Here is a 24,041-nt window from a genome sequence, read left to right on the forward strand (position 1 = left end):
CCTGATTAAAAAAATTTATAAGTTTTGATAAAATTTCTTGTCATAGTTCTTGGGGTCGGATGGCTATTAGGCCAGCTGATCCGATATTTTCTTCGAACGAAATTGGCAAAATTTGCCCAAAAGGTAAATGAAGCAGCCAAAGAGGAGCAGAGAGCACAAGCTCATGCCTCTAGACCAAAAGGGGATGTGGTGGTGGATTATGTTCCAAAACAGTTTAAAGAGAAAAGACAGAAAGATATAAAAGGCGGCGATTACGTCGACTACGAAGAAGTGAAGGAGTAATCCTTCACTTTTTTGTTTTAAACACAAATTGTACAAAGGTTTCGCAAAGTTCGTAATCCAAAGAGTTATTGAGGATTTGAAATCCCTATGCCAATCACAAGCTTCTTATTCTATCTTAGCAAGCTTACACCAAAAAACTTTAAAACCACTTTGGGTTTTAGTTCCTATTAAAAAGTCCTCTCCACCGTCTTTTAGACCAAGCTTTTTCTTTAGTACTTCAGATCCGCTGGCATAATTTCGTGTGATTACGTTCACTTTTCCCGAAGGAAATAATTTTTTGATTTCAGTCTTCTTTGGCTGAACTTCCCTCATTACCTGAAATACTCTTCCAGGCAATTCCTGAGGAATTTCTGAGGATGTATAAATATGACTATTTGGATCCAACTTGCTGAGGCCAAAACGCTCTCCAAAGGTCTTAAACGCCCCTGCTTTTAAAATCGCTGAAAATGGTTCGATCAAATAATTAGAAACCTCTTCAAACTTAGATTGAATACTTTCTTCCTCCTTTGGATCGAATGAAAAATGGTTTTCTTTCAGGCCAATGTCAATAGCCTCGATAATGAAAGGAGAGTTTGTCTTTTCCTTTTTCCAATGTAAGAGCAATTCTTTTACTTCATTCTTGACAGAAATCACCTGCACTTGTTGGATGTCAGGTATCTCAGAAATTGCTTGAGAAATATCGAGCATGGGCGATACCTTCAGCAAAATCGAGTCAGCTTTGCTCTTCATCATTTCCCAAGAACTGACCACATCAGGCTCGCAATCCTGAAGTTTGTATAGTTTTTGATCCCCCTTTCCTCTTCTGGCTGGATCGGCATAGATCAATTCAAAGTGGAGGTCTGACTGAGATAAATAGGCTAACCCATCACCTGGTACGATTTCGAATTTCCTTGGGGCTAATATCTCTAGGTTATGCTTTGCTATCTCTGCGAGTTCTTGGTGTTGTTCACAATAGATGGCTTTTTCAAAACCTTTGCTGAGGTAGTAACTATCGACACCAAAACCACCAGTAAGGTCAATCATTAGATTTCCTTTTCTGTTTCTTGCTTTGAATTCGGCGGTTTGCTCGGATGAGCTTTGCTCTAAAGAAATAGATGCTGGAAATACCAGTTGAGAATTTGAGGTCCAGGAAGGAAGTTTTTTAGCTGCCTTTTGTCTGGCTGAAATTTGCTGGACTGCCTCCTTTAGATCAAATGAAACTTTTCCTCCATACTTTAAAAGTAAAAGTGCAGGATCTTCCTTTAGATGATCCTGCACAAATATTTGAAAATTGGAACTATGGAAGTGCTCCCAGTTCATTAAACGAGCTTATGTTCCATTAAATACTCAGCAATTTGAACAGCATTGGTTGCAGCACCTTTTCTTAGGTTATCAGCTACGATCCACATGTTCAAGGTGTTTTCCTGAGATTCATCACGTCTTAATCTACCCACAAACACCTCATCCTTTTTATGGGCATTAATTGGCATTGGGTAGATAAAATTTGCAGGATCATCCTGAATGATCACACCGGGAGTCTCGGAAAGAAGTTTTCTTACTTCATCTAAATCAAAATCCTCTTTGAACTCCACATTTACAGCTTCAGAGTGGCCTCCCATGGTTGGGATTCTCACAGTGGTTGCGGTTAACTTGATGGTATCATCTGAGAAAATTTTCTTCGTCTCATTGATCATCTTCATTTCCTCCTTGGTGTAGCCATTAGGTTGAAAGACATCGATATGAGGAAGTACATTCATATCAATTTTATGGGGATAAACCATTTCTGGAGTTTCTCCGGCACGTTCGGCCATCATTTGATCTACTGCAGCTTTTCCTGTACCCGTCACGGATTGGTAGGTTGAAACCACAATTCGCTTGATACCATAGCGCTGACGCAAAGGCTCTAATGCTAAAACCATTTGTATGGTTGAGCAATTAGGGTTCGCGATGATTTTATCTTTTGGAGTTATTTCTTTCGCATTGATTTCAGGAACTACTAATTTCTTGCTTGGGTCCATTCTCCACGCAGAGGAATTATCTACTACAACAGTTCCTACTTCAGCGAATTTAGGAGCCCATTCTAGGGAAGTACCACCTCCTGCGGAGAAAATTGCAATTTCAGGTTTTAAAGAAACAGCCTCAGCAAGCCCAATCACAGTGTACTGTTTACCCTTATACTCGATCTTTTTTCCCACAGATCGCTCAGACGCTACTAATAGAAGTTCATCAAAAGGAAAGTTGTGCTCATCAAGCACTTCTAGGATTTCGGAGCCGACCAAACCGGTAGCTCCTACCACTGCTAATTTCATCAGATTGGTTTTTAATAGGTTGTTTTTGTTTTGGAAGCACAAAAGTAAGGGCTAAGGATTCATTTACAGGATAATATCCTAAAATTTTTATCATTTCAAGATTAAAATTAAATTCAATCACTACTAAAAATTTGGTTTTCATCCTTATATTTAACAATGACTTTTTAATCCATTGATGTGAGATCTTTACTTTTTATAAGGTTTATCTTTTTGTTGACGCTGCCAAACTTCTTTTTGGTTTCCAATACCCTCGTTCATGCGCAGAAACAAAGTTTTGAAGAAGTGTTTGTTACAACAAATTTCCCTAATCAGTTTTTACCTAATTGGTATGGAAATGAGGTAAGAAGTACAAATTCTAGAATATTTCAAGCTAAGGGTTTGGGCTTGAGTCAAACAAATGCCTTGGGTGTACAGCCTATTTCGAGCTTTGATGGAGAAATTATAATAAGGCTAAATCCAGCAAAATTTCTGTCACCCTCAATCCAATTTTGGGCGAAATCTATAAAAAATGGAAGTGGTGATCGAGCTGCATCAGTATATACATCCTGGTCTGATAAACTTGATTCTGAATATTCATCATTAGAAATAGTGGGTTCAGAAGTAGAATTCAAAAATGAGGATCAACAATTCCGTTTGTTTCAGTTATTGATTCCAGAGTCTTTAGAAGGTTCCGATGAGCTCTATTTGAAGTTCGAAATTAAATATGGCTTAGGTTCTGGAACATGTGCCCGCTGGATACTAGATGATTTTGAATTTGGGGATTTTGAAGAAGATTCAGTGCTCCCGAGAATAGTCGATGTAAGAGGATTTGAAGAGAATGAAATTCAAATTCAGTTTTCGGAAAAAGTAGATCCAGTTTTCTCTATCATTCAATTGAATTATAAGCTAAACGGGGTAGAACCGGAATCAGTAGTATTGAATTTGGATTCTATTGCGACCTTGAGTTTTTCAGAGCCATTGAATCATGGAGGAATTCTAAGTCTGGCGGTTTCACAAATCCCAGATTTAGCAGGAAATTTTCTTAAGGATACGCTTGTCTCTTTTGATTTTTTTGATCCAACATTTATTCCTTTGAAAACACTGGTAATTAATGAGATCATGCCAGCTCCAAAAGCAGACCTTGACTTGCCAAATGTAGAATATGTGGAGTTGTTAAATTTGGCAGATTACCCCATTCGAACTAATGGGTTGACTTGGTCTAATTCCAGATCCAAGGTTTTACTTTCAGATATGTGGATTGATCCACAGGAATATCTGCTACTGGTACCGCGAAGTCAAACTGATCAAATGGAAGGTTTTGGAAAAATTATCCCATTGGATTCATGGCCAACACTATTAAACGGAGGAGATCAATTACGATTACAAGATCAAAATGGGATTGATATAGATTTTCTTACTTATTCTTCGGCAAGCTGGAACAATAGCGAATTTGTGAATTCCGGATATAGTCTGGAAGTTACAAACCCTTTTTTAGCCTGTGATCAATCTGGGTTTTTGAAAGTTTCTGTTGATCCATTAAGGGGTACTCCAGGAAGAGAAAATTCGGTCTTTAATTTAAGTCCGGATGAAACCCGACCATTTGTAACTGAACTCTCATTCCTAGATTCAACAACAGTTTTTATCCAGTTTTCAGAACCTATTCAATTTAATTTTGAAAAAAGGAATATCGTTTTTGAGCCCAGTTTGGAAATTGACACATTGTTTCGAGGTACTTCTTCTTCACTAATTATTAGGCTCGAAAAGTTCGCTGAAGAGTCCATTGAGCACCGTGTTTTAATCAAGGAGATCTTCGATTGTTATGGCAATGAACTTGAATTCAAAGAGCATAAACTCATTCTTCCGTCGCTATCAAAAAAAGGAGACGTAATTATCAATGAGCTCCTTTTCAATCCCAAAACCGGAAGGCCAAAATTTGTTGAGCTTTTTAATCACAGTACCAACTATATTGATGTGGGTAAAATGAGTTTAGCCAACTTTGACGATAACGGCAACCCAGATCAAGAAAGGGAAATTAAAAAAGAGGGATATATCTTGCCACCCATTAGCTTTTTGGCAATTACAACGGATACTTTAAAGCTGAAACAAGATTTCCCTAAATCTGATTCACGTAATTTTCTTCAAATGCAATCGCTTCCAAGCTATCCAATATCGGGAGGATCTGTGGTTCTTCTAAATCAAGATAAAGGAGTTTTGGAAGGGGTTTCATATGATGAAGAAATGCATCATCCTTTGTTGAGAGACCCAAAAGGAGTTTCGCTAGAAAGAATATCAACAGAATCTCCTGCAGATTTGAAAATTAATTGGCATTCTTCCTCAGGTTTAGAAGACTATGGAACTCCGGGTAGGAAAAACTCCCAGGTTTTTAACGGGGAATTCGATACCGAAATAATCCATATAAATCCAGAGGTTTTTGATCCTGAGGGAAGTAATGGAAATACCTTCACTACAGTTTCTTATAAACTTAACCAGAGTGGATGGATAGGGACTTTCGAGATTTATGATATTGACGGGCGATTAGTTGAGGTTCTTGATAGGAATTCAGTTTTAGGAAGCTCTGGAATTTACACTTGGTCAGGTACTGATGATTTGGGAGGAAAAGTACGGCCTGGTTATTATATATTGTTAGTAGAACTGTTTGATTTACAAGGGAAAGTAAAAATTCTAAAAAAGACTCTTGTAATTGCGAGCAGATTTTAACTTAATTAAAAATTTTCTGTTAGATAACAGGAAAAATCTATAAATTAAGGGAATAAAGCCCGAAATCATGGAAAATGACTTAATCACACTCGCTCTTCAAGATATTTATATTCGAGACAATAAATCACTCAAGGAGGTCCATCAATATTTATTAATGAAATATAGGATGGATGTTGATCTGCTCGTATTGCAAAGACGACTTGAAAAGATATTAAGTGAAGAAAAAGCTGTTGCATAGCAGCTTTTTTTTTGTTTAAGAACATGATTTTTTGAGCAATTATTTATTCGATAACCGGGCTGATTTTTTAAATACACATGTAAATAACTGAAAATGAGGAATGTCTATGATGGCTGCTAATTTTTTAGAAAAAAGTTTGTTTGATTTCAAGTTCTTCCTTTTTAAATCCCCTTTGTAATTAAGCGAGCTAAATGTATTTTAGGGAACAATTAATAAAAATATACGTCCCAATTATATCATCTAACCAGAGCGCATTATGAGTCAGGAAGGCAAGACAGCTTACTCCCCTGGAGAGCTAAAGGAGTTTGAAGAAATTATACTTCAAAAATTAGCAATAGCAAAAGAGGAATTACATTCATTAAAGGAGAGTTTAAGCAAAAAAAATGATAGTGGGACAGATTTTACGGCCTCCACATCAAAACTTCTCGAAGATGGCGCAGATACCTTAGAGAGGGAAAGCTTGAATCAATTAGCTGCAAGACAGCAGAAATTTATTATTAATCTTGAAAACGCATTGATCCGAATCAAAAACGGAACATATGGTGTTTGTGTGGATACAGGTAAACTGATTTCTAAGGAAAGATTAAAAGCAGTACCCCATACAATGCATTCTATCGAGGCAAAGCTTGCAAAAAAATAATCCTTGGAATTTCTTCACAGGCATATTGAAGCATTGATTTTTTGTGCTCCATCCCCCTTAGGGACGGAAGAGATAGGTAAATGCCTTACAGAAATGTTTGAAGCAGAAGTTCCGAAAGAACATATTCAAAAAGCAATAGAGGAATTAAAGGAGAAATACGACTCTGATGATTTCTCTTTTGCTTTGGAAAATCTTGGAGGGGGATTTCAATTTCTTACAAAACCTGCCTACCAAACCAGTATCAGCATACTGCTTAAACAACAATCCCAAAAAAGGCTTTCAACGGCACAATTGGAAACACTTTCTATTATTGCCTATAAACAGCCAGTAACCAAAGGGGATATAGAACAAATAAGAGGGGTTAACTCAGACTATTCTGTTCAAAAGCTTTTGGATAAAGAACTGGTTGAAGTAAAAGGAAAGTCAGATGGGATAGGTAGGCCTTTACTTTTTGGTACCTCTAGTAAATTTATGGAGTATTTCGGTATTAATTCAATTCAGGATTTACCCCAACCGAAAGATTTCTCACAACCTGATGATAACCAGATTGGGGAAGAACGGGAATAATCAGGCAGGAATAACCTTCGCCATCAAAGCGATTAGAAATTTTTTTCCTGATTTAACCTCCACACAAATAACCCGAGTTCTTCTAGTTTCTGCCTTTTCAAATTTCCTTCCGGAAATAATGAAATGGTTACCAGGCTTCAGATCAGAAAGAAAGACCTGATTTTCCGCCTTATTATTTAAATCGTATTTACTCATTTCTTTCATCAAAAAAAGATCCGCAGCCGAGCTCGCCTTTGGGCTTCGCATATGATTCTTGAGAGGGATTAAGATATCCGTTGGGAAAAAGTCCTCTTTTAAAAAAGGGTACATCAGCTTTTGAAAGGTAGATTTCCATTCCTTTCCATGCGGGTTAATAGAGTATCCAAATTTTTGAAAAGCATGTAAATGGGCTACTTCATGAATGAGTGTTAAAAGAAACTGGTACGGGTTGAGATCTGAGTTTAATGTAATAGTCTGAAACTTTTGATCTTTTCGATATCTGAAATCTCCTAATTTGGTTTTTCTACTGGATGTAACTTTAAAATGAAAAGGTTGATCTTTCCAGATAGAAATGCAATAAGGAATTGCTGCAGAAGGAAGGTGTTTGGAGAATAATACTTCCAAATGAGAGACAACAAGCATGCTGAAAAGTACAAAAAAAAGAGTCCCGAAAATTCCGGGACTCGATCTTTTTGAGAAGTGGGTTAATTATTTAACCTCTTCAACTGTTTCTTCGATAATGATAACATCAGTAGAGTCAGAAGTAGAGTCTTCGATGATAACTTCTTCCTCAACAGTTTCAACTGTTTCAGTTACCTCTACCGTCTCTTCTTTAACTTCTTTGTTACCGCAAGAAGTAGCGAACATTACGCTAGAGATTGCGAAAATTGCAAATACCTTTTTCATTTGTTGTGATTTTCTTAATTATACCGCAAATGTATTATTACTTTTTGAATTTAAGCAAGTAACCGTTTAAATATTTTTTATTTGTTTTTATAAATAATTTTTACTGGCACTCCGTCGAAATCAAAGTTCTCTCTAAGTCTGTTTTCAAGGTATCTAGTATAGGGAGATTTGATGTATTGTGGTAGGTTACAGAAGAATGCAAAAACAGGGTTTTTCGTTGGTAACTGAGTCACATATTTGATTTTAATATACTTTCCTTTCCATGCAGGAGGGGGATATTTTTCAATTTCAGGAAGTAGAACATCATTAAGTTTAGAAGTCTGAACTTTTCGGGTTTTATTCTCATAAACTTTTACTGCTAATTCAATCGCTTGGAAAATTCGTTGTTTCTCTGTGACGGATGTAAAAATAATTGGGATCCACTTATTTTCACCCAATCTCTCGAGCATATCTTCCTTTACCTTGTTCATAGTCTTGTGGTCTTTCTCTATCAAATCCCACTTATTGACCATAATCATAATCCCTTTGTTGTTTTTAATTCCAAGGCTAATCAAATTCATATCTTGAGCCTCTAAGCCCCTAGTAGCATCTACCATGACGATGATCACGTCAGATTCTTCAAGAGTTCTTAAGGATCGCATCACTGAATAAAACTCAACATCTTCAGTGACCTTGGCTTTCTTTCTAATACCTGCGGTATCTGTAATGATGAAATCCTGACCGAATAGCTTGTATCTCGTATGGATTGCATCACGGGTTGTTCCAGCCTCATTAGTTACGATTGATCTTTCTTTTCCTAAAAGTGCATTTAAAAAGGATGATTTTCCCACGTTTGGTCTTCCAAGAATAGAAATCTTAGGAATTCCTGCATCTGGATCATCGTCACCATCTTCTTCAAAATGACTCACAACACTATCCAAGAGATCTCCTGTACCGCTTCCGCTAGCTGCTGCTATTGGGAATACTTCAAAATCACTAATTCCAAGCGAGTAGAATTCAGCAGACATAAAACTTTGCTCTTGATTATCAGCTTTATTTGCAACAATATAAATCGGTTTCTCAGATCCTCTAAGTTCATTAGCAAACTCCATATCTAGATCTATTAACCCGTCATGGCAATCCACTACAAATAAAATTACATCAGCTTCTTCTACCGCTAATTTTACCTGCTTCCGGATTTCTGCTTCATAAATATCTTCTGAGCCGGTCACATAACCACCTGTATCAATGACTGAGAAAAACTTGCCTATCCACTGAGCATGGCCATAATGACGATCTCGGGTCACTCCACTCATGTTGTCCTCGATCGCTTTTCTCTCCTCTACCAGCCTATTAAATAATGTAGATTTGCCAACATTTGGTCTTCCTACAATTGCTACAATATTTGCCATAATCAAGTTGGGTCGTACCCAAATTTTTTCAGTTTCGATTTATTTTTTCTCCAGTCAGACTCCACTTTGACGAAGGTTTCCAGAAATACCTGCTTACCAAAGAATTTTTCCAATTCTTCTCTTGCCTCTATTCCTACTTTTTTAATTGCTTTACCCTTATCACCAATGATAATTCCTTTTTGGCTATCTCGTTCTACGTAAATAGTAGCTCGGATTCGGATTATTTTATTTTTAACATAAAACTCCTCAATGTTAACTTCAGAGCTATAAGGGATTTCTTTCTTGTAATTGTTAAAGATTTTCTCTCTGATAATCTCGGAGGCAAAGAACCGTTCGGAGCGATCGGTTAGTTCCTCTTTATCATAAAATGCTGGATGTTCTGGAAGCCTATCCAAGATTTCCTGCAAGATTTTATCAGTGTTAAATTTCTCGCCGGCAGAAATTGGGATGACTACGGAAGCTTTTACTCTTGAAGTCCAATATTCTGTAACCGTTTCTAATTGTCCTTCTTTTGCAAGGTCAATTTTATTGATTACTAAGATTACTGGGATTCCAGAATTATTAATTTTTGTGATGATTTCCTCAATTTCCTCATCCGTTTCATAAAGGTCAGTAACAAATAAAATCACATCAGCATCTTCTAATGAGATATTGACAAAACTCATCATGTTTTTATGAAGCTCATACTGAGGCTTCAGCATTCCGGGAGTATCAGAAAATACGATCTGATAATTTTCAGAATTTGTCAGGCCTAGAATTCGGTGTCTCGTGGTCTGTGCTTTTGAGGTGATAATCGAAAGGCGCTCACCAACAAGGATATTCATCAAAGTGGATTTTCCTACATTTGGTTTACCGATGATGTTTACAAATCCCGCTTGGTGTTTGGCTTGAGTCATATTGAGAAATTTTTCACAAAGGTACTTGATTTTTAGACAAATCAGGAGCTTCAGGAAGTTCTACAAAATAAAATTTGGTGTTTTTAAATTGATTGAGCAGAGTTTCCTGAATTTGTTGAACTGATTGTCCATGAGTGAGTTGTTGGATGAAAAGAATTTTTAGCAAAAAAATGTGATGCCTCATCTAAAATATTTTTGTGTATCATGTTTTGTATTTGAAATTTAAACCACTACTTTTGTATCACAATTCGCCACAAGAGCAGATTTAACAAAGAAATAAAAAGCTAAAAGCTTTAAAAATATATCGCGGGATGGAGCAGTTGGTAGCTCGTCGGGCTCATAACCCGAAGGTCACAGGTTCGAGTCCTGTTCCCGCTACTACAAGGACACTAGAAATAGTGTCTTTTTTTTGTTTTTAGGATTTCTGATGCAAGTTGTACGTTTAAATCAAATTCTATTGAATCAAATTGTTCCTTTTTTAAAGTTGTTTTCTACTGCTTTCCCAATTGATTCAAAATTTCACTTTTGAAAATTGAGATTAAGTTGATTTTAATTTGCCTAAAGAATTTTGCTGGCTAAAGAAATGAGAAAGTGTCGTCTTAAATATCTAAGATGTAGGATTTTTTAGGTTAAATCTTAAATTTGATTTTGGCTAATTTTACCATGGTTCTATAAACTCGAGATAAACAAATCAATTTATGAAACAATACATAATCTCATTTTTCAAAGGCTTGGTATTTAGCTGCCTTTTGTTTTCTTCAGGGATTGCCCAAGTTGATTTTAAGCCATTATTTGACCGAAATTCGGATCTCTTGCTTGTGCAAATGGATTGTAAAACAGATGTAGACGACGTCCATACTGCAGCAGCTCTCTATTTGTTAATGGATCATCCCGATTTTAAAGGCATCCAATTTCTTCCTGTCGTAGGGACCTATGGGATTCAGGAGGGCCTTTATGTTCCGCCAAACGAACTAATGACTCTCGCTTTTGGGAAAAAATGGGTAGATGCTGACACTGACAGGGCAAAAGCATTGGTACAAGTTTCAAAAAGAGCGAAGAACACTTTAAAATCTGGAGGGGATGTTTGGATTGCAGAGGCAGGACAATCCGATTTTTCAGCTTTGTTGATTCGAAATCTTCAAGACAACCTACCTGGGGTAAAACTTTCTGATCGTGTCCACATTGTTCAGCATAGTGATTGGAACGAGGAAGTAACTTCTGAAGAAAGTCTGGCATTTGTCAAATCTACCATAGACTACCACAAAATTCCCGATGGCAATGCGGTAGGCAATGGTACCCCAGGATTCAGAACTCCTGGTTATGACCAATGGAAAGAAGAAATTAGTAATCCAAAACAAAAGGAAGTCTGGCAACTCGCTGTTCAAATAGGTTTACGATATAATGGGGTGCACGGCCGGTATAACAATGCTGCTGTCGCTGAAAATGGCCTGGACTTCTCGGATCTGAGTGAGGTATGTTACATTTTGGGCTTGGGAGAAATCAAGGATACGTCAGAATTTTTTCAGCGATTTGCACAGTAACATGCGTTATTGCTTGGGGATTTTGTTGGTCTAGATCAAAAATTTCAAAATCAGTTTGAGTAAGTACTTGAGCCAATTTTTTAAGGGGTTTTGTAAAGAAATCTAGATATTCCCAACGAATGCGATGTTTTTAGTGGGCTTTTATTCATCGGTTGGAAACTCCGTGAGAGCTTTTAAAAATCCGAATTCAATTAGCTCAAAACCAAAATCCAACTATTCGCTCAATGGTCCAAAAAGCAGCGATTGATCCTAATGTATAGGCTGGAATTTGTTTTACCGCAAGCGACCAGTCTTTTTTTATTGCTAATAAACTCATCGCTCCACTGGCAACAATAACAAAAATAATCTGTCCCAGCTCGACTCCGATATTAAAGAATGCTAAAGCTAGAGGAATTTCAGTTTGCGGTAAACCGATATCAGAAAGAGCTCCAGCAAATCCAAAACCATGAAGAAGGCCAAATGAGAATGCTACCAGCCATGGTTTTTTACTGGTAAGAGTTGGTGTTCCCCTTTCAAGCTTGATAATTTCCATGGCCAAGAACACAATGCTCAAAGCAATAACAGCTTCTACTGGAGGTCCGGGTAAGTTAGCTATTCCCAATACTGAAAAACTGAGAGTAATACTATGTGCTATAGTGAAAGCAGTAACTGTTTTTAAAAGTTTTTTGAAGCCGACAGAAATAATCAATAAGGCCAATACAAACAACAAATGGTCAAAGCCAAATAAAATATGCTCAATCCCTAAAATTGAATAGGTTTTCACCACACCCCATTTACTTGTCTTTCCCGGCAAAAGTATTTGTGGTTGATCTGGCTTAAGCATTAAGGTGATTTTTTCACCGTTTAGGTATTCTATATTCACCAATACATCGACCATCGTCTTTTCTAGATTGTTGATGGTCAATTGGGAACCCGGTAATCGACTTGAACCTTCCAGATTGAAATGAAAGACAAGGGCATCTGTAGACATCGTTCTTTCAGAAGCTTCCGTCAAAGTGAAATTTTCAGAAAAAATAGGCTGGAGGCTAATGACCATATCTCCTTTGCGAGGAACTTTCCAGAGTACCTGGTACGAATTTTCAGAGATTTGTTTGATCTGAAGATAGGCTGGACGAATTTCATGAGCCCAAGAATCAGTTGAAAAGCCAAGGATGAAAAACAAGAGACCTATGAATAAGTATCTTTTCATTCCGTGACTTTTAGTAGTGAGGAAAGTTTTCCTATTTGATCTTCATCCAATGATTCAGAATTAATGACGATCTCATAATTCTTTTTTATTTCCTGGTATATAACCTCTTTACTTTTTTGTTCCATATCATACTCAAAATCTCGCTGCACTTCATCTCTGATCTCAGCTAATTCAGGTAGATAGCCTTCTGTTTTATCAGTGATAAATAGAAGATGTTCTCCATACCCAGAAAGAATGGGTCCTACCCATTGGTTGATAGGAAGCTCATTCATGGAAGAGTGAAACTCAATGCCTAGTTCTCGATCTACTTTTTGTTTCGAAGCCTCATCAAACTTGGTTGGTATTTGTGTAATATCACCCTTTTTCAAAAGTGCCTCTAAATTAGATGGGTCGGCATCCCGAAGCAGGCTTTGGGAAAAATCTTTGGGATTGTCATGGTTTGAAGAAGTAAAGGTGAGTAGGTGGAAAGAATACTTTGGGGGAGAAAAGAATTTCTCAGGATGTTCTTCCAAGTATTTTTGTAAAGCCTCGTCTGTTGCTGGTGCAATTAATTTGGTGAGATCGCTGGCCATAAACTCCATCTTTTGTGATAGCCTGCGCTTTACTATTTCATCATTATGATCAAGATTCATGCGGAGTGCCTCCCGGTATAGAATCTCTTGTTCCACATAATCAGATATCAGACCTTCCAGTTCCTCATAAGTTGGCTTTCGTTTCCACTGCAACTCCCAAAGAGCGCTGATATGTGTAAGAGTTTCATCGTTCAAGACGATTTGATCATCACCGGATCTCTCTCCAGCGTCTGTGATATCATAAACAAAAAAAATCACCGCCCCCAGAATAATAAAATGCAGGAGCGGTTCTTTTAACCAATTACTCATATGTTTACTGTTGACTTGAATTGTACCAGATAGGGGAGCTATAGACTCTTTCTTGAATAGTAGCGGGATGCCCTGTCTCTTTTACATCTATGCCAAGGTAAATTGCATCAAGCAAGGAATATCTAGGAGTTGGGATTTCTAATACCCTGACATAATAAAAAGCATTTTGATCTGAGTTGAAATCTGGATCAGTCCAAAATACTTTTAATTCCGGATCTCCAATGCTATTGGTGTATTTGCCTGTTTCAAGGTCAACGGTATTTCCCACTTTAACTTTTCCATCTGTTCGGTCATCAGATAAAGCTACATCATATACTTTCTCTTCCGAGGTTCCATCCGCTTTAACCCATCCTTTGATTACCTGAACTCGGTCCAAATTGGCCCCATCTGGGTCTTTGATTGCTGAAATCAAAAAACCAGGAGCTTTTTGGGAGCTAGCCAGATCACCTCCCATTGGGACACCTTTTTCATATCCATTTTTCACCATTTCACCAGTCAGATCAGCTTCGTTAAAATTATATCCTCCAAATACTCGTAATGTAATTCTTGGGCCGGTTGTGGCATATACTTCTTTACGCTGGAATGCATCAACTAGGCTTTGACGGGAATTGCTTTCAGCCCAGACACCTACCCAGCCTGCAGCACCCATATCCCAACCTTTGGAAGAACCAATTCCTGTAGGGTGAGGTCGTTTCTCAGGGGTAGCATCGTGCTGACCTTTTCCGGCAAAATTGGTTTCCTCTATTGCTGATAATCCTGTATGTGAATCAGTACTTCCGACAAACCCAACTTTATAAGGATTGGTGCCTATTTTTTTCTCTAGTTCCAACCCGCGTTTTAATCCTGATCGAACATAATCTGCTCTAGTAGGGGCGGGCCTATCTCCATCAGGAGTTAGAGCAAAGTCATATGTTTCAAAGTTTGCAAATTCATCATTGGGAGATAATACCGGATGAGTCTCTGAATCTCCTTTGATTTGAGTAATCTCCACTGATCTTTCCCATTTCATTCGTTTTTCTGCATAGTCTTTGTCAATCGGCTCACCATTCAATCTGGTTTCCGCAAACATCAACCCCAAACTAATATTCGGGTTGTGTGGAATGGCAACAAATTCAGCTCCTGTCTGTTGACTTGTAGCTTCAAGCCAAGTCCAAAGGTCTTCTGGATCATCACTTTCAAGTGAACTGTAAGGGATAAATTGTTTAGCTACGTCACCTCCTTGGGGCATAAAAACAACTCTGTGCAAATTGGCGCCCCGGTTATTGGAAGTCCATTCCCAGCCGATCAGTGTAGTGAATTTTCCAGGGTCGTTATATTTCTCAGCTGTTTCGATATATCTTGTCCAAGCTTCTTTGACCTTTGCTCCTCCAAAATCCTGAACCAGATCTTTCGCACCCAGGTTGGCCTCATTGGGTTGATCGAATGCAGCATAATTGAGGATATCGTATATTTTTTGCAATCCAGCTTCATCATTTTTGTCAGGTGCTATTTCCAAAAATGTTTGGCCCGTTTTTGTGTCCGTTATCCCAGGTGTATTCGAGTACATCAATGGAATAGAACCCAATAGTTCGGCATGGTCTGCAACTACCAAAAAATCCAATGGTTTGGTCAGTTTCCAAGGTTGGCCAGTTGTCGGACTTTCCACTTCTTCTCCCCGTGCAAAACGATAGGCAATCTCCGGTGTTGAGTTAGGGGTACCAAAAAGAAAAACATCAAAGGAGTTTCCGGTATGGTTATGAGTGTCACCCCAATAAACATCTTTTAGTGGGTTCTCTGATATCGCATCTTCTTTTGATGAAGGAGAACCTTCAGTTTCAGCACCTGTACTTTTGGGGTTATTGGTACAACTAAAAAATGATAAAAATGAAATAGCATAGAGTGTAAATATGATCTTTTTCATTAGCCTATAAGATTAATGTTTAAACTAAAGTTATGAATTTTTTTTCCTTTCAACTTCATAGTCATTACCAAATGATTTGCTTTTTATATTCTTAAGCTGAAATCTGGATGCTCTCTATTTCCAAAATTCCATCTAGATGAAAATTTCTGGAAAGGCCCAAACCTTAGAAAGTAGACTTATCTATCTTTTGTTGAGATTGGATTAAATTTTCCACTTTTGAATTGACCTTATAGATCCTTCAACGCATACCTTACATAAGCGAATTTTGTCCCCTCAGGATTCCAGGAGGGGACATTGATAGTTCCTTGTCCACCATAAAATTCTTCAGTCAAATCCTTTACATCTTTAGTCTCCAGATCAAGTAAGCGTAGCTTTACCTGTCTCCCAAAAGGATGTCCTTCTTTCTGGTCTTCGATATACGTGATGATAGTAGCTACTTTATTATTTGGAGAGATATGGGCAAACCAGTTAGAATGATTATCAAAAGTCATCTGTTCCGGATTAGAGCCGTCAGGTTTCATCCTCCAAATCTGCATCATTCCTGATCGATAAGAATTGAAATAAATATAGTTGCCGTCAGGAGAATATTCAGGTCCATCGTCTAAGCCTTCTTCTGCAGTCAATCTAATTTCTTCCCCTCCATTCACATCCATTTTATATATATCGAAGTTTTCATTTCTTGGCGCGCAATAAACGATGTCTTTTCCGTCTGGCGAAACTCCATGCCAGTAAGAGGGGGAAAGTGGTGTGATCAGGGTAGGGTTTCCGCCCTCGGATCCAACTTTATAAATATAGGATCCTCCTCTCTGTAGGTCTGGTTTACCGCTGGAGATAAATAACGTTTTTCCATCAAAAGAATACCCGTGATCATTGTTCGCTTTTTGGATGTTGCCGGTATTTAAAGTTCCTAGATTTTTTCCATCCAAGCCTATTTTTTCCAGTTTTCCCTTGCTGTTTATTAGTAGGAAGGTTCCGTCAGGAGACCAGTTGGGTGCTTCAAAATGACGATCTTCCTTTAAAATTAATTTAGATTTTGCGGATTTTATATCATATATGTAAAGTGAGCTGATGACTTGTTTGCCTTCTGGGACTTGGGCAAGTATGACATTACTTATACAGAAAAAAACTAAGAATAATCTTTTCATGGAATTGCAGAATTTCGGGTTTTTGGAAGACTTTTTCCAATACCCTTTCAAGATATTAAATGATTTTTTGTTCCAAAAAAGAATAATTTGAAAATAAACCGAATATTAAAATACTTCGTAAGTACATCTTAAGGAAATCTTAATAATCGTTGAAGGATTATATAAATGAAATTTCTTGAACTTGTAATCGTTTAACCATTCAAACCACTATTATGGAAGATAAAATTTCAAGAAATGAATTCTTAAAATCATTGGGATTCAAAGGTGCTTCTTTGCTAGCTATTTATTGTGGGGCTTCTACTTTAACCTCTTGTATCAATGAAGCAGGTGATCCTTCTGGAGGTGTCGGAATAGATTTTACACTAGATTTAACGGAACCTGCGAATGCTCCCTTAAATACGGTTGGGAATTATCTGATCGTAAATAAAGTGGTGATAGCAAGAGTTTCACAAGATGTATTTGCAGCTGTAACTCAGGTTTGTTCCCATGAAAATAAATCTAAAGTAATCTACCAAGGTTCAGGTTTCTATTGCACGGAGCATGGCGCAAAATATACCTTAGAGGGAGTTGGCCTTAATTCCGAAGGAAGAAAAGGAATAAAAGCCTATAATACTGAGTTTACAGGTACATCTCTGAGGATTTATGCCTAATTTTTAGTTCAATTTACTTTTATTAAGCCATGCTAAGACACAGCCTTTTGAGTTTTGCGTTAGTGATGATTATAACATCCGTTTCGGCCCAAGATGATCTGTTGAATATGCTCAACGAGGATCTTTCCAAAGAAACGGTTTATACACAAGCTACCTTCAAAGCCACCCGATTAATCAATGGACAAACCATAGAAACAATTTCCAAGAAGCATCTGAATTTTTGGATTTCTCACCGTTTTGGGTCAGTGAATAGTGGTTTTCTTTCCAACTTTTTTGGATTGGATGAGGCTAGGATTCGATTGGGTCTGGAGTATGGACTGACAGATCAATGGCTAATAGGAGTGGGTAGAAGTTCGGAGGAAAAAACATACGATTTCTACTCCAAATACAAGTTATTAAGGCAATCCAATGTTTTCCCATTTACTTTAACAGCTTATGGAAGCTTAGCTGTAAATACCATGCCAACGGGCTATGTGATGAATTCCGGAAGTGAAATGAAATTTTATAATAACAAGGAGCGGCTCACCTATACCACTCAGGCATTAATCGCCAGGAAGTTTAATGAGAAATTTTCGTTTCAATTAATGCCCACTTTTATACATATCAATAAAGTTGAAAACACCCTTTTCGACAATAATCTTTTTTCTCTGGGAATGGGAGGAAGGTATAAGATAAGTTCAAGAGTTACCTTTTCGGTAGAATACTATTACAATTTTGTAGATAGGGATCCCTATCAAGCTGAAACTGGCGTTCCCTACCCCTATCATAATTCGCTATCTCTTGGTTTTGATATCGATACTGGAGGGCATGTGTTTCAGCTGCACTTTACCAATGCACGAGGAATGATCGAAAGACATTTTATTGCGTTAAATACAGGAACCTGGGAAAATGCAGACATTTTCTATGGGTTTAATATCGCTCGGACCTTCAGCTTTGATAGAGGTCGATGATCATAAAATTATGAAAATGAAAAAAATTAATCTGGTTCTGATATTCTGTTTTGCCTGTTTTCTAACGAATGCGCAAACGCTATATTCTACAAATAATGGACAGGTTTCATTTTATTCCGATGCTCCTTTGGAAGATATTCAAGCAGTCAATAAGACTGTCGCCTCAATCATCAATGCCGATAATAATGAGATTGCTGTACAAATGAGAATCACTGATTTTGATTTTCCCAATAAATTGATGCAGGAACATTTCAACGAGAATTATCTGGAAAGTGAGAAATATCCGACTGGCGTATTCAAAGGGAAGTTCAAAGAGGCATTAGACCTTAAAACGGTGGGGACTTATAAGGCTACTGCCGAAGGAACAATGACCATTCATGGCGTTACAAAATCAGTAAGTATTCCAGGTACGATTGTGTCCAATGGAAATCAGCTGAAACTTGATTTTAAATTCCCTATTAAATTAGAGGATTACAAAATTGACATCCCAACAATTGTTTTTAATAAGATCGCAGAAGTGGTGGACGTGACCGGGTCTATGACTTTGATAAAGAAATAGAAATTAAACTCATTCAGTTTTGAGTTAATCTTCTGAAAAACAATCTTCCCTGATATTTTGATGATTTGTTAGATCAAAATAAACTTCTTTTCTTTTTCATTCCATCAATTGAAAATTTACCCGGACCCATTACCACTATAGCCACAAAGAGTATAAAGAATAATAGTGGCTTTTCTTTGGTGCCGAAAGGATCGTCAGCATGAGCATAAAAGGCTGCAGTGAGCATTGTGATCATCAATGGAATTGTAGCAAGCCTCGTTTTGAATCCGATCATGACCAAAGCCGCACAGATAACCTCAGCAAATGTTGCTAAGGTTAAAGAAATTTCTGGGCCAAGACCGAAAGGATCGGAAAACCTTACCGGACCTTCCCCAAAAAGCCTACCTATTTTGGGTATTCCATGGGTTAGTATCATGGCTCCTGCAGCAAGACGTATGAACAGTTTTCCTATATTTTTTATAATTGGGTTACTCATAATGTTAAACTTTTTTCTAATGAAGATTTAAAATAAAAATATTCAAGGATTATAGAATTGGATTTACAATAACTGCAATATTTCTTAACAATCGGTAGTGAAATTGAAGATGGGGAGATTCAAGGATTCTTCATGAATTCCCATTTTTAAATATCAAGCGGCTATTTTCCTCAAGTTGGGGTAAAATAATGCTTCTTATGAATAGTTGACCTCTCTTGGTGAAAGGTTTTCCCCTGACAGCATGTCACCTCATTAAACGATTTGATATTAAAATTGTACTTTAAAAAGAAATAATTTTTAATTATTCTAATAGACGAGTTCTTATTGTAAAAATGCCCTTTTCGGTACGAAGGTTGTTCTATTTCTAGGGTTAAAAATAATATCTAACATACTTTATCCAGTTATAAACCTTTATCTATTCAAATCCAAGTATGATTGGATCCGGAAATGAGCTTTCAAACGGAAAATTCATTTCAGGAAAAAATCAATTTAATGTAAAAAAAGTAAAAATGTCCAAGCAAAGAATTCTCATTAAGTATGGTGGGAATGCGATGGTAAATCCTGAATTACAGCATGAGATTGCGAAGCAAATTTTTAAACTACAACAAGCGGGATTTGAAGTCATCATGGTTCATGGTGGCGGCCCCTTCATCAATAAAGCGCTAGAGAAAGCATCCATAAAATCCCAGTTTGTGGATGGGCTGAGAGTTACCGAGGTACCAGCTTTCATAGAAATTCAAAAAGCTCTTATCGGAGAGGTGAATGCTAATTTTATTTCGACCTTAAACTTTAACAAAGTCAAAGCGATAGGATTGTCCGGGAAGGACGCAGGAATGGTAAAAGCTAAAAAATACAATCATTTTAATGCAAATGGCGATCTGGTAAATTTAGGTTTGGTAGGTGAGATTATCGAAATAGAAGAGACCTTGATCAATACACTTTGCAAATCTGGTTTTGTCCCAGTTGTGGCGTGTATAGCTGATGGACCTGATGGAGAGAGTTACAATATCAATGCAGATACGTTCGCAGGCAAGCTCGCTGCCGCTATTCATGCAGATCAATTCATCGTGCTGACAGATGTAGATGGATTATTTTTAAAATACCCTGATCCCAATTCTATCATTCATGAATTAAACGAAGAGGAAGTACAAAAGCATATGGGAAGTACGATCCAAGGCGGCATGATCCCAAAAATTCAATCTTGTGTAGCGGCTTTAAAAGAAGGAGTCGGTAAATCCATTATTCTGAATGGAACAAAGCCGGATCAAATCACAAGTTATGCTATAGATGAACAACGTATCGGAACTACTTTGACACTTAAATAGACTATGAATAATCTAGATTTATATAACCAAGACAAGGAAAATTATTTACCAACTTTCAATCGCTTTCCCTTAGCATTTATTAAAGGAAAAGGAAGTCGTCTTTGGGACGCAAATGGAAAAGAATACATCGATCTACTGGCAGGTATTGCGGTCAATAACGTAGGTCATTGTCATCCAAAAGTGGTAGAGGCCATCCAAAAGCAGGCGGCTGAATTGATGCATATCTCTAACTTTTTTGTCAGCCCTCAGCAAGTGGCTCTCAGTGAATTACTTGTGAAGATTTCAGGTCTTGATCGGGTATTTTTGACCAATAGTGGTGCTGAATCAGTTGAAGGAGCAATAAAGATTGCGAGAAGATATGCTCACAAGCATGGAAGAGGTGGAAAAATCATTTCCATGCAAAACTCATTTCATGGAAGAACGCTAGCAACCATTGCCACAGGTCAAGAAAAATATCAGCAAGGATTCGGACCTATCCCCACAGGATTTACTCAAGTACCTTTCAATGACTTAAAGGCAGTAAAAGCTGCAATTGATGAGACGACCGCAGCGGTGATTTTAGAGCCAATCCAAGGAGAAGGAGGAGTGATTCCTGCGGAAAAAGGATATTTGGAGGATCTCAGAAAAGTCTGTGACGAAAAAGGGGTTTTATTGATTTTTGATGAGATTCAATGCGGAATAGGAAGGACAGGTAATTGGTTTGCTAAAGACCATTTTGGCGTTCAACCTGATATTATGACCTTGGCAAAAGGCCTTGGTGGAGGGGCACCCATCGGTGCAATTCTGTGCAATGAGAAAGTTGCCGGAGCGATTGAGTTTGGAGATCATGGAACTACCTTTGGAGGGAATCCACTGGTTGCAGCTTCTGCAATCGCTACTATCGAGGTGATCAATGAAGAGAAACTTTGTAAAAAAGCAACAGAAACAGGTGAATGGCTCAGAGGGAAATTAGAAGAGCTTATTGAAAGACACGATGAATTGGAGTCAGTGAGAGGATTGGGCTTAATGCTTGGTGTAAAAATGAAATCTCCCGGAGCACCCCTGGTTAAACGATTACTTGAGGAAGGAATTATTGCCAATGCTACTGCGGTAAATATTTTAAGATTGGTTCCTGCATTGAATATTCACAAGGAAGAACTTCAGGTCTTCCTGGATAAGCTTGATGAAATTTTAGAAGAAACTTCAATCACAGCCTAATATGAGTAATCATCAAATAAAAGTAGCTATTGTAGGTGCTTCAGGGTTTACGGGCTCTGAATTGGCAAGATTATTACTAAATCATCCTCAGGTGATGATTTCTATGATTACGTCGGAGTCTCATGTTGGAAAACCCTTCTCAGATTTGCATCCGCAGTTTCTGAATAGACTTGATATTCCTTTAGTTTCAGCAGATCAAGTGGATAAAGAATACTTGGATGTCATCTTCTTAGCGCTTCCTCACGGGGTTTCAATGGATTTTGTGGCTAAATGGAAAGAATCTGGAGCAAAAATTATTGACTTGTCAGGTGATTTTAGGCTTTCATCAAAAGAAGTATATGAGGAATGGTACCAAAAAAAACATAGTTATCCAGAAGGATTTGAATCGAGTGTATATGGTTTACCGGAATTATTTGCGAAAAAAATAAGTGACGCAAATCTTGTTGCTAACCCTGGCTGTTATCCAACTGCTTCAATTCTTAGTTTAGCACCATTGTTCGCGCACAAGTTGATTGAAGAAAATTCGGTCATAATTGATGCAAAATCCGGGTTGACTGGCGCTGGAATAAAGGCCAATGCAACGACTCATTTTTCTAATGTCAATGAGAATTTTAAGGCTTACGGAATTGCAGGTCACCGCCATACGATAGAAATCGAGGAGCAATTAGGCCGTTTGTCTGGAAATATGATTATGGTACAATTTACTCCTCATCTTTTACCTGTAGATCGCGGGATTTTGGTGACTGCTTATGCAAAGGTCAAGGGCAAAATGAATCAAGAAAAACTCACGGAATTATACCGAGATTTTTATAAAGACAAACCCTTTGTAAGACTTCGAAACCTTGCGCCCGGAATTAAGGACGTAAGGGGAAGCCACTTTTGTGATGTTTTTCCGGTTTGGGACGAGAGGACTGAAAGAGTTATCGCAATTTCTGCAATAGATAATTTACTCAAAGGAGCAGCTAGTCAGGCAGTTCACAATATGAATTTGATGTTTGATTTCCCTGAGGATACAGGGTTGAATCAACTACCACTAAAACCTTAACGGGAATAAAAATGATTCAAAATATAACAAATGTAAGAGGGATTAAATGTTGGGGAGCACACACAGGAGTTAAGTCCATGAAGCGTGACTTGGCTATTATTTACTCCGAAGTACCAGCTGCGGCTGCGGGAACATTGACTCAGAATAAAGTAAGAGCAGAGCCGATCAAGATCACGGAAAAAAATCTTAAGAATAATAAGGCTCAAGTGATTATCTGTAATGCCGGAAATGCCAATGCCTGTACAGGTGACCAAGGAAGAGAAGGAGCAGAGGCGATGGTCAAAACCACAGCAGAAATATTGGGAATTGATGAAGACGATGTAATTGTAGCCTCTACTGGAATAATCGGGGTGGAATTTCCAACTGAAGATGTGGTGGAAGGTCTTAAGGTAAATCTTCCAAAGCTAAGTAATGAATTGAAGGCAGGTTCTTTTGTAGCCAATGCCATCTTGACTACCGACACCTTTGCAAAAGAAGGTTTTATAGAATTTAAACATGAAGGTGAAACCATCAATCTTGCTGGGGTTGCCAAAGGATCTGGGATGATACATCCAAATATGGCAACTATGTTGGCTTTTGTTGTCACAGATTTTAATATCGATGAAAAACTTCTTCAAGAAGCTGTTAGCTTCTGTGTGGATCGTACCTTCAACATGATTACAGTTGATGGGGACACCTCTACCAATGATATGGTCGCAGTCATGGCAAATGGATTAGCCGGAAATAGAAAAGTAGAAAGTAAGGAAGATCCTGGATACGAAGTTTTTCAATCTAAATTATTGGAAATTCTGACCCATTTAGCAAAGCTTATCGTTTCTGATGGGGAAGGGGCTTCAAAATTTATTGAATATAAAGTAACCAAAGCTAAATCAGAACAAATTGCCAGAACCCTAATAAGGGCTATTTCTGATTCTACCTTAGTGAAAACAGCGATGTTTGGTAGAGATCCCAACTGGGGAAGAATTCTCGCTGCTTGTGGTAACGCGGGTGTACCGTTCAACTATAAAAAAGTCAATTTATTTATAGGAGATCAAAATCACCTCGTTCAGGTTTTGGAAAAAGGAAATCCTTTGGTTTTTGATAAAGCATATATGAAAAAATTACTTCGTGAATCTCAAATCCAGATCTTACTTGAACTCAACTCAGGCGAAGAAGAGGGAATTGGGTGGGGGAGTGATTTGACCACGGATTATGTAATGTTTAATTCAGTATATACGACTTAAAGTTCATCCTAAAAATAAAAAATGGCTTCTATATATCTTATAGAGGCCATTTTTTTTAGAATTAGAAAATAAAACTA

The 24,041-nt window shown here is 37.7% G+C and carries 23 protein-coding genes and 1 tRNA gene; 13 read left to right on the forward strand and 11 right to left on the reverse strand.

All coding sequences use genetic code 11. The features are described 5' to 3' along the window. The first annotated feature begins 24 nt into the window (after positions 1-24). Positions 25-282 (forward strand): DUF4834 family protein, encoded by a 258-nt coding sequence (locus tag AAGF08_RS06400; protein WP_343510317.1) that lies wholly within the window; start codon positions 25-27, stop codon positions 280-282. Positions 283-387: 105 nt separating this feature from the next. On the opposite strand, the gene AAGF08_RS06405 is transcribed toward AAGF08_RS06400, so the two are convergent. Both AAGF08_RS06405 and AAGF08_RS06410 read right to left on the reverse strand, forming a co-directional pair. Continuing rightward, a complete protein-coding gene (locus AAGF08_RS06405) occupies positions 388-1,539 on the reverse strand; it encodes a class I SAM-dependent methyltransferase (RefSeq protein ID WP_343510318.1) in 1,152 nt (383 codons plus the stop codon). Between the two features lie 41 nt (positions 1,540-1,580). After that, on the reverse strand, positions 1,581-2,570 hold the full coding sequence (locus AAGF08_RS06410) for an aspartate-semialdehyde dehydrogenase (RefSeq protein ID WP_343510319.1): 990 nt from the start codon (positions 2,568-2,570) through the stop codon (positions 1,581-1,583). 177 nt (positions 2,571-2,747) lie between these two features. On the opposite strand from AAGF08_RS06410, the gene AAGF08_RS06415 reads away from it, so the two are divergent. The 3 genes from AAGF08_RS06415 to scpB all read left to right on the forward strand — a co-directional run bounded on the left by AAGF08_RS06415 (position 2,748) and on the right by scpB (position 6,712). After that, positions 2,748-5,267 carry a hypothetical protein gene (locus AAGF08_RS06415; RefSeq protein ID WP_343510320.1) on the forward strand — a complete coding sequence of 840 codons (2,520 nt, stop codon included), beginning with the start codon at positions 2,748-2,750 and terminating at the stop codon, positions 5,265-5,267. Positions 5,268-5,761: 494 nt separating this feature from the next. Beyond that, complete coding sequence (locus AAGF08_RS06420) at positions 5,762-6,145, forward strand: TraR/DksA C4-type zinc finger protein (protein WP_343510321.1); 384 nt, start codon at positions 5,762-5,764, stop codon at positions 6,143-6,145. A gap of 3 nt (positions 6,146-6,148) precedes the next feature. Beyond that, entirely contained in the window at positions 6,149-6,712 is a 564-nt protein-coding gene (gene scpB / locus AAGF08_RS06425; RefSeq protein ID WP_343510322.1) for an SMC-Scp complex subunit ScpB, read from the forward strand. Here the strand turns inward: scpB and AAGF08_RS06430 are convergent, their stop codons facing one another. The 4 genes from AAGF08_RS06430 to era all read right to left on the reverse strand — a co-directional run bounded on the left by AAGF08_RS06430 (position 6,713) and on the right by era (position 9,884). Further along, positions 6,713-7,333, reverse strand: a complete 621-nt coding sequence (locus AAGF08_RS06430; RefSeq protein ID WP_343510323.1) for a SprT-like domain-containing protein — start codon at positions 7,331-7,333, stop codon at positions 6,713-6,715. It abuts the gene before it with no gap. Positions 7,334-7,399: 66 nt separating this feature from the next. Then, entirely contained in the window at positions 7,400-7,558 is a 159-nt protein-coding gene (locus AAGF08_RS06435) for a hypothetical protein (RefSeq protein WP_343510324.1), read from the reverse strand. Positions 7,559-7,674: 116 nt separating this feature from the next. Further along, positions 7,675-8,988 (reverse strand): ribosome biogenesis GTPase Der, encoded by a 1,314-nt coding sequence (der, locus tag AAGF08_RS06440; protein WP_343510325.1) that lies wholly within the window; start codon positions 8,986-8,988, stop codon positions 7,675-7,677. Positions 8,989-8,990: 2 nt separating this feature from the next. Next, on the reverse strand, positions 8,991-9,884 hold the full coding sequence (era, locus tag AAGF08_RS06445; protein ID WP_343510326.1) for a GTPase Era: 894 nt from the start codon (positions 9,882-9,884) through the stop codon (positions 8,991-8,993). A 305-nt stretch (positions 9,885-10,189) separates the two neighbouring features. Here era and AAGF08_RS06450 point away from each other — a divergent pair. After that, positions 10,190-10,262: transfer RNA gene (locus tag AAGF08_RS06450), tRNA-Met, on the forward strand. 320 nt (positions 10,263-10,582) lie between these two features. Continuing rightward, complete coding sequence (locus AAGF08_RS06455) at positions 10,583-11,425, forward strand: hypothetical protein (protein ID WP_343510327.1); 843 nt, start codon at positions 10,583-10,585, stop codon at positions 11,423-11,425. 196 nt (positions 11,426-11,621) lie between these two features. Here the strand turns inward: AAGF08_RS06455 and AAGF08_RS06460 are convergent, their stop codons facing one another. The 4 genes from AAGF08_RS06460 to AAGF08_RS06475 form a co-directional block, all read right to left on the reverse strand. Then, a complete protein-coding gene (locus AAGF08_RS06460; protein WP_343510328.1) occupies positions 11,622-12,614 on the reverse strand; it encodes a HupE/UreJ family protein in 993 nt (330 codons plus the stop codon). After that, on the reverse strand, positions 12,611-13,495 hold the full coding sequence (locus AAGF08_RS06465) for a peptidylprolyl isomerase (protein WP_343510329.1): 885 nt from the start codon (positions 13,493-13,495) through the stop codon (positions 12,611-12,613). Before AAGF08_RS06465 ends, AAGF08_RS06460 begins: the two co-directional genes overlap by 4 nt. A 4-nt stretch (positions 13,496-13,499) precedes the next feature. Further along, the gene (locus tag AAGF08_RS06470; RefSeq protein WP_343510330.1) at positions 13,500-15,395 is read right to left on the reverse strand and encodes a DUF3604 domain-containing protein; all 1,896 of its coding nucleotides are present in this window, start codon (positions 15,393-15,395) and stop codon (positions 13,500-13,502) included. Positions 15,396-15,622: 227 nt separating this feature from the next. Continuing rightward, a complete protein-coding gene (locus AAGF08_RS06475; RefSeq protein ID WP_343510331.1) occupies positions 15,623-16,540 on the reverse strand; it encodes a DUF5050 domain-containing protein in 918 nt (305 codons plus the stop codon). Positions 16,541-16,752: 212 nt separating this feature from the next. Here AAGF08_RS06475 and AAGF08_RS06480 point away from each other — a divergent pair, with 212 nt between their 5' ends. The 3 genes from AAGF08_RS06480 to AAGF08_RS06490 are packed head-to-tail and all read left to right on the forward strand — an operon-like array spanning position 16,753 to position 18,699. Beyond that, positions 16,753-17,190: a Rieske 2Fe-2S domain-containing protein gene (locus AAGF08_RS06480; RefSeq protein ID WP_343510332.1), complete on the forward strand. Its 438-nt coding sequence runs from the start codon at positions 16,753-16,755 to the stop codon at positions 17,188-17,190. 29 nt (positions 17,191-17,219) lie between these two features. Beyond that, a complete protein-coding gene (locus AAGF08_RS06485; protein ID WP_343510333.1) occupies positions 17,220-18,140 on the forward strand; it encodes a DUF5777 family beta-barrel protein in 921 nt (306 codons plus the stop codon). A 16-nt stretch (positions 18,141-18,156) separates the two neighbouring features. Beyond that, positions 18,157-18,699 (forward strand): YceI family protein, encoded by a 543-nt coding sequence (locus AAGF08_RS06490; protein WP_343510334.1) that lies wholly within the window; start codon positions 18,157-18,159, stop codon positions 18,697-18,699. Between the two features lie 73 nt (positions 18,700-18,772). Here AAGF08_RS06490 and AAGF08_RS06495 read toward each other — a convergent pair whose 3' ends face one another. Next, positions 18,773-19,174 (reverse strand): DoxX family protein, encoded by a 402-nt coding sequence (locus tag AAGF08_RS06495; RefSeq protein ID WP_343510335.1) that lies wholly within the window; start codon positions 19,172-19,174, stop codon positions 18,773-18,775. A gap of 431 nt (positions 19,175-19,605) precedes the next feature. On the opposite strand from AAGF08_RS06495, the gene argB reads away from it, so the two are divergent. From argB to argJ, 4 genes are read left to right on the forward strand one after another with little or no spacing between them, the layout of a single operon-like run. Further along, positions 19,606-20,499 carry an acetylglutamate kinase gene (argB, locus tag AAGF08_RS06500; protein WP_343510336.1) on the forward strand — a complete coding sequence of 298 codons (894 nt, stop codon included), beginning with the start codon at positions 19,606-19,608 and terminating at the stop codon, positions 20,497-20,499. Positions 20,500-20,502: 3 nt separating this feature from the next. Next, complete coding sequence (locus tag AAGF08_RS06505) at positions 20,503-21,696, forward strand: aspartate aminotransferase family protein (RefSeq protein WP_343510337.1); 1,194 nt, start codon at positions 20,503-20,505, stop codon at positions 21,694-21,696. 1 nt (position 21,697) lies between these two features. Further along, positions 21,698-22,741 carry an N-acetyl-gamma-glutamyl-phosphate reductase gene (argC, locus tag AAGF08_RS06510; protein WP_343510338.1) on the forward strand — a complete coding sequence of 348 codons (1,044 nt, stop codon included), beginning with the start codon at positions 21,698-21,700 and terminating at the stop codon, positions 22,739-22,741. 11 nt (positions 22,742-22,752) lie between these two features. Next, entirely contained in the window at positions 22,753-23,964 is a 1,212-nt protein-coding gene (gene argJ / locus AAGF08_RS06515; RefSeq protein ID WP_343510339.1) for a bifunctional glutamate N-acetyltransferase/amino-acid acetyltransferase ArgJ, read from the forward strand. The last annotated feature ends 77 nt before the right edge of the window (positions 23,965-24,041 follow it).

The sequence above is a fragment of the Algoriphagus sp. SE2 genome (assembly GCF_039563885.1).
Classification (GTDB): domain Bacteria; phylum Bacteroidota; class Bacteroidia; order Cytophagales; family Cyclobacteriaceae; genus Algoriphagus.